Below are 7,559 nucleotides of genomic sequence, written 5' to 3'. Positions count from 1 at the left end.
TAAATAATTATGTGACCCATCGCATACATTAAATAAGACATAAAAAAACGGGCCTCTTTTGACGGCCCGTTTTACAGTAAGCGAGATTAATCAGTTGCCTCTGACCAGTATATCCACACGCCGACTGTTCACGTTACACCCGGCGTCCTGCTGACTGGCGCGGGTACCACACCCTTCCGCTGACTGCGCCACGCCCTGACCCATCGCGTTGTTGATCATCTCAGGTTTAATACCCTGTTCAATCAGCAACGTACGTACCGTGCTGGCGCGCGCTTCTGAGAGACGCAGGTTCGCATCACGGTTGCCGATGGCGTCCGTAAAACCGACCAGCTGAATGTCACTGACGTTGCTGGCCTGTTTAATAAACTTCACCACGTTATCCAGCTTGCCGCGCGACTCTGGCAGGATCCCCGCCGCATCGCTCTTCGCAAAGCGGAACAGGACCTGTTCCTGGATCAGGACCACGCCACTGGTGTTGATGTAATTACAGCTCTTCGCCTGCGATGCCCGGTTCACAAGACGGGTGTGTTTTTGCAGACCCTTCAGCACCGACTCTGCCTGCGGGCGCGCTTCCAGCGCTGCGGTGTTGCCGGTTGTCCCGGGGTTAATCTGCACAAAATAGGTTTCACCCCCTTCGGCAGGCAGTTGCTGCGTCGGGTTTTGTTTGCCCTGATAAAGCGGTTGATCGTTGAAAACAGATTCGATCGCATGCGCCCCCGGCGTCACGCAAAAAACAGTAAACTCACCTGGCAGTAACGCAGACTGTAGTTCACGGTCTACGTAGACAGCTGCCGGCACGCTTCCCTGTGGGTAGTACATCACCACCTGCGCCTGTTCAGGTACCACGGCTGCAACCGGGCGGTAAGGTTCAGCCGACGCCACAGAGGCGCCGGCCCCCGCCAGCGCACAGAGAATCAACGTGAATTTGCTTAAACTAAAACAGCTTGCTTTCATTTTTCACTCCCGGATTAACCCAGTCATTCATCGGTAAATAACAACATCCAGACAATTCGCCTCACTTATCCCTTTCGTCGCACCCTGACTGCGGGCGCGAACGAACAGCCCGCCATCCGGAGATGGCGGGGATTACCGGGTTAAATCGTGATCTGGTTGTTCTGCAGCAGAGTGACCAGATCGGTCTGTACGTCCGCCAGGGTGACAACCTGCGTGAAGCCATGCTGTCCGCCCTGACCATCACGGTCGATGCTGATGACCGTGTCGTTACCGACCACTTCTGTCTTCAGGTAATTCTCAAGCCCTTTCGATGCAGCATCCAGCTCCGTCTTACCGTTGTTCCCGAAGAAGGAGACAGGACCGCTGTAATCCAGCAGATCGCTGAGGTTGAGCGTATCGGCGTCACTGTCAGTTGCCACGTTGCCCACGTTGAAGCAGTGAACCACGTCGTGACCGTTGCCGCCGGTACTGTCATTACCCATGCCATCCAGCACCCTGTACATCAGCGTGTCGTTACCACCGTTCATCAGGTAGAAGGTGTCATCACCTGCTCCGCCCTCAAGAACGTTATCCGCTGAGTTATCCGTGATGACGTCATCACCGCCTGTACTGATAAGCGTGGTGATGTTTTCCAGCTGCTCGCCTGCCGAGTTGAAGCCGGTCCACAGGTTTGCCGTCATCCCTTCACTCACGGCGCTGAAGTTGGCGGTGCCTGCGCTGCCCTCACTGCTGAGGATCAGCTGGTGGTTCGCGAGCAGTGTCGCCAGATCAGTCCGGGTATCTGTCAGCGTCAGCAACGTGGCTGAACTGAAGGCCCCGCCACTGCCGTCACGGTCGATGGACAGCACGGTGTCATTGCCGTTGTAGGTCACGCTCAGGAAGTTCCCGATGGTCTCGCCCGCATCAATGGTTGCCACACCGTTGATGTAATGCGCCGCACCATCCGCACTTGCCGAGTAGCCTATCAGCAGGTTACTGAGGTCGATGGCATCCGCGTTCTTCGTCGCTTCAACCGTACCAACCCAGAAGCCGTTGACCGTATCGCTGCCGTTACCACCGGTAACGTGACTGTTTCCACCTGCCTGAACCCTGTATGTCAGGGTATCCTGGCCACCTCCTTTCCCGTCGGCGTCGAGATTGAAGATGTCATTCCCGCCGCGACCTTCAAAGTAGTTGTTACCTGCGTTACCCGTGAAGGTATCGTTACCCTGGCCACCGGCCAGACCTTCGATGTTCACAAACGTCGCGTTGCCAAAGCCCGTGTTCTGCGACGTGGTTCTGCTGAGGTTGATGTTCAGTGACGTTGTTCCGGCCAGCCTGTAGTCGACGATATCGATACCGCCTGTGTTACTCCAGACACGTTCACCGGAAACGATGGTGGTACCGCCACCGCCGTTGTAGATGTCCGTTCCGGGTGTTGCAGAGAAGGTGTCGTTGTAGCCCGTACCGACCACGCCATTACCAATGTTGGCGTTGTTAACGGCACTGCCTCCTTCCGCAGTTAACACATAGCTGTCGTAGCTGTTTGTCGCTTTCAGGTCAGCCCACGCGGCGTTCACATTCTCAATGGTGGTTCCCCCGAGAGAGGCTTTACCGCCAACATCAGACGAGACGCCTTTCACCGTACGTAACAGGACCGCGCTGTAGTTTTCGGCAGGATCTAATCCGTAGAAGTCCACAATCGCCGAGCTGTCGCTGGTCTGGTTCCCCGCCTGCGGGTTGATGATCTGCGACGCCACCAGGTTCCCGTTCGCATCAAACAACTGAACCGTATTGCCATACAGGGCGTTGATACCATTCTGATCAACAATCTTCAGATGGATCGCATTCCCGTAGTCGTTGGCCGATTTGTTTTCAACATAGGTGGAACCTTTGTTACCGGTGAACAGCAACAGGTCTTTATCACCGTCCCAGTCAAGGTCAAGGGTTAACAGGCCAGTAAGGGCACTGCCCACGCCCTGATCCGCCACCGTTGTCAGGACCGATGAAGTGAACTTCACTGTACTGTTAGCGGTACCGTTGGTGTACAGCATCACGTTCTGGGCTGTTGCCGGATCGGCACTGGTATAGTACGGGATTTCAATGACATCCATCTTGCCATCAGTGTTCCAGTCGACAGCCACAGAGCCGCCGCCCTTCATCGAGTCACCCATGTTGTAGGAACGCCCCACATCGGTATCAATACCGTAGCTGTTTGTCCCCGCAGAAGAGATCCGGCCTTCGTCGTTGAAGAAGATCTTACTCTGGTTCTGGATGGCTACCGAGGCGCCGTCCGTGGTGCCCTGGAAGAGATCGAGGTAACCGTCACCGTCGAAATCCGCCCAGGTCATGGAGACCCCGTCNAACACCAGACCTTCCTGGTTATACAGTGCGTTGTTAACAATCTGCGTGACTTTCAGCACACCATCACTGTTCGCACTGGCAACAACCAGACGGTTGGCATCACCGGAGTTCTGCGTATAAGTATTACCGCTGATGTAGTTGTAACCCGCACCGCCCAGGTAGACGAGGTCCGTCACGCCGTCGTTGTTAAGGTCGACGCTCGACACCATCTTCTCAGGCGTGGCCTGGTACCGCTCACCATAGAGGTTTGCAGGCGCCCCGGTTGGATCCCATACCAGCGACGGATCCTTGCTGAACATGCCCTCACCGTTCTTGACAAACGAGGTGTCATAACCCTGACCGGCTTCTTCATCGTTCGGTGTGTTATCCCCGTAGGCGATATCCACGTACCCGTCACCATCCCGGTCGTAGGCCGCAGTACCGCCATACCAGACCCACACATTTCCACTGGTCGCTCCGGAACCACTGTAATCCACCCGCTCGCCGAGGTAAGTTGTTGAACCCACCTGGAAGGCGTAGTAGTCATGGTTAACCGCACTGCCCGGTGCCGCCGGGATATTGGTCTGCGTCGACCCCGGACGGTACATAAAGGCCTGCTGACCATCCGCGTAGATGGAGTCTTCACCGAAGATATCCATCAGCCCGTCACGGTTGAAGTCCATGAAGGTGACCGAACCAAAGACCCCCTCGTTACCGGTCAGGATATTCCCCTTGTCGAACCGGGTGACGTTGGTGATATCCGTCCCGTTGGCATTCAGCACCGCCATGTTGGAGAAGATCCGCCACTGCCCGTCTTCACCAATGGTCATTGCCGTTGCTTTGTTGGCCGTATCTGTCGTTGCCGGGGTTTCCGGTGCGGCAGGAGTGTTACCCACATACAACTCGCCGGTGGTGTCGTCCGTGGTAATGACGATGCCATCAGACTGTTTCAGCACCGCGGAGACATCATATGTCCGGCCTTTCGGCAGAACATGCGCATCCGGGATCTGGACATACCAGGTGTTGTTCTTCGGATCCAGCACGACCTGACCATTCTGGGAGCTGTATACCTCACCGTTTATCGTGATCTCGACATACTCGCCGGCGCCAATCGCAAAGCCGGTGTAACCGGAAACGATAGGTGTCGTATCCAGGGTGTTCTGGCTGTTGATAATGATGGACAGATCAACCGATACCGTGAAGTTACCGGATACCGTCCCTTCGTTACCTGCGGCATCCGCGACCACTGCCCGGAAGGAGTAGGTCGTGTTATCCGACAGCGGCGGCAGTTCGAAGCTCCAGGTTGTCGCGTCCGGATTCATCGTGGCCACACCCAGCAGCGTGTTCGTACCAGCATCATAGATACGAATCTCATCACCCGCGGCTAATGGCACACCGGAAAGTGAACCATTCAGTACCGGCTGACGGTCATCTGTGGTCATGCCGTTGCTCATATTACCCGTCGACAGACCCACATCATCGTAGTAGCTGTTGATCGTGACCGTCTGGGTTGGCGGCGTCAGATCAACCGTTAACGTGAAGTCAGACGATCTGGCCGACTCATTACCTGCGGCATCCACTGCGGCGGCTGTAAAGGTATAGGTGTTGCCATCCTGAAGTCCCGACAGCGCAAGGGTCCATGTATGGTTATTGCGATCAATATCCATCGGATCCACCGTGCCAATCAGCACACCACTCTGGTAAATACGCAGCGTTTCGGTGTCTTTCAGCTCGCCCGTCCAGCTGCCTCTCAGTACTGGCGAGGTATCGTCAGTGCTGGTACCGCTGCCGGTGATCACACCTTTATTGGTGCCGACATCATCGAGGTAGCCGTCAATCGCCAGCGTGACACCCGGTGCCTGGGTATCAACGGTGACATTCACCGGTGACGTTGGTGCCCCTGTGTTACCCACGCTGTCAGTGACGGTGGTGGTGAACTGATGCGCACCATCCGCCAGTGCCGTCGCCGGCGTCCAGGTCCAGTTACCGTAGCTGTCCACTGCGGCACTGCCGATAACAACACCGTTATCGAGGATATTCACTGTGCCATCTGGCTCAGCCTTACCCGCAAAGGTCGGTTTGTTATCATCCGTAATGGCGTTGTTGGTCAGCGGACCGGTGATCGTTCCGACATCGTCAGTGATCGTCAGATCCGTGACCGCCGCCGGCGCTGTCGCATCGATTGCAATACTGAACGACGGGCTCTTCTCACTTTCCTGACCGGCAGTATTTTTCACCGTGACAGTAAAGTCATAGGTGGCATCTGTCAGTGCCGTCGGCGGTGTGAAGGTCCAGTGACCACTCGCATCCAGCGTGGTCGAGCCCACAACCTGACTACCGTTGTAAATGGTCACAATGTTGCCTGCCACGCCCGGTGCCGTACCGTGCAGTGTCGGTGTGGTATCGCCGGTCATGCCGCCGTTATTCAGCTCGACATTTGTCGAACCGCTATCGTCGGTCACGCCATCAATCACCGGAGCCGTTGGCGGGTTGGACAGGGTGACATCATACGTCCCTGACGGTTTCGCCTCGTTACCGACTTTGTCGGTTTCAACGACAGACAGGTGGTTAATGGAATCCGCGTACAGCGATCCGGACGGGGTCAGCGTCCATTTACCGTTGGCATCAACGGTGGTGGAGCCCAGCACGCGGGTATTGCCATCTTTATCCGTGGTGTAAACCGTGATGACGTTGCCCTGTTCAGCACCTGCCCCGCCAATGACCGGACGTGGATCGTCCAGCACGCCACCGCTCAGAACCGGACCCTGTACAGCACCGTACTGGTCGGTCACGGTGTCGATGGAGACCATACCGGCATCCGGCGAGGTGTAGTCGGTATTCACCACGAAGTCCGCAGACTTGTCGCTGACGTTACCGGCTTCATCCGTCGCCGTGACGTAGAAGGTGTTCTTGCCTTCAGGCAGCTTGCTACCCGGCTTAAAGTTCCACGCCCCGCTGCTGCTGGTCGTTGCTGAGCCGATCAGCGTACCGTCAGCGGTGTAGATCCTGACAATACTGTTCGCTTCTGCCGTACCGTGCAGGATCGGTTGCGGATCGTCCGTGTAACCGTTGTTGCTCAGGTCATCCTTAACGGCGCCCACCTGATCTTCCGCATAGTCAATCATCGGACGGTTTGGCGTCGCGGTATCCACACGGAAAGTAAAGGCACCGGAAGTATCTTCCTGACCTGACAGATCACGTGCTGTCGCTGTGATGTTGTGCGCGCCATCACCCAGGTTGGCTACCGGCGTGAAGGTCCAGGTACCGTCAGCTCCGGCGGTGGTGGAGCCCAGAACCGTACTGCCATCCTTGATGGTGATAATGCTGCCTGCTTTCGCCTTACCGGTAATTTCCGGACGGGCGTCGTCAGTCACCGTGTTCGCCGCGATATTGCCGATCACCGCACCCACGTCATCTTTCACGCTGGTGATGCTGACAGTCACGGTTGAGGTATCCAGCATCACCGTGATACCGGCATTGACCGGGCCCAGGTTACCGGCGGTATCTTCAGCACGTGCCGTAAAGGTGTGCTGACCATCTGACAGAGTGGTCGTGGTGTACGTCCAGTTACCGGAGGCATCCGCCGTCGTTGACCCGTTCTCCACGCCATCGACGTAGATATGAATGATGCTGCCAGGCTCTGCGATACCGCTGATCTTCGGCGTGGCATCGTTGGTCGTGTCGCCATCGTTCAGGTTGCCGGTCTGCGGCGCCTGATCGTCGGTGACCACGACGTCAGACACCGCCCCCGGAGCTGCTGTATCAACCGTGACCGGGAAGCCGCCGGTCTGCGGACTCACCTGGCCGATGCTGTTAACGGCTTCAGCAACGAACGTGTGGAGACCGTCTGACAGTGCCGGTGTGGTGTAAGTCCAGTCACCGTTGGCATCCGCCGTGGTTGACCCCAGCAGTGTCGTACCGTTGACACCACCGTAGATCCTGACCGTTACGTTAGCTTCGGCCGTACCTGTCAGCGTCAGGGTGTTGTCGTTGGTGACGGCATTGCTCTGCAGGGCACCCGTGTAGGTTGCCACATCGTCAACAACACTGGTCAGTGTCGGCGGCAGCGGCTGACCGCCTGCGTCGATCTGAATCACGTATTCCGGCGATGCCGCAGTTTCGTTACCCACTTTATCGGTTTCTTTCGCCGTCAGTCTGTAGGTACCGTCAGCCAGTGCAGTATTCACCTGCAGTGACCATGTACCGTCACCCTGTACGGTTGCCGTACCGATAACCGTGTTGCCGTTGTACACCGTGATCGTGTTGCCGGCTTCTGCGCCGGT

Annotated in this window: 2 protein-coding genes; both read right to left on the bottom strand. The window is 56.7% G+C overall.

The annotated features are described in order from the left end of the window. Positions 1-90: 90 nt before the first annotated feature. On the bottom strand, positions 91-954 hold the full coding sequence (locus GTGU_RS22940; protein WP_084222847.1) for an OmpA family protein: 864 nt from the start codon (positions 952-954) through the stop codon (positions 91-93). A gap of 140 nt (positions 955-1,094) precedes the next feature. After that, positions 1,095-7,559, bottom strand: a 6,465-nt coding sequence (locus tag GTGU_RS22935; protein WP_038163225.1) for an Ig-like domain-containing protein, incomplete at its 5' end; no start/stop codon positions are given.

The sequence above is a fragment of the Trabulsiella guamensis ATCC 49490 genome (assembly GCF_000734965.1).
Classification (GTDB): domain Bacteria; phylum Pseudomonadota; class Gammaproteobacteria; order Enterobacterales; family Enterobacteriaceae; genus Trabulsiella; species Trabulsiella guamensis.
The sequence above is the reverse complement of the archived record's forward strand: the minus strand, read 5'-3'. Positions and strand labels throughout refer to the sequence as shown.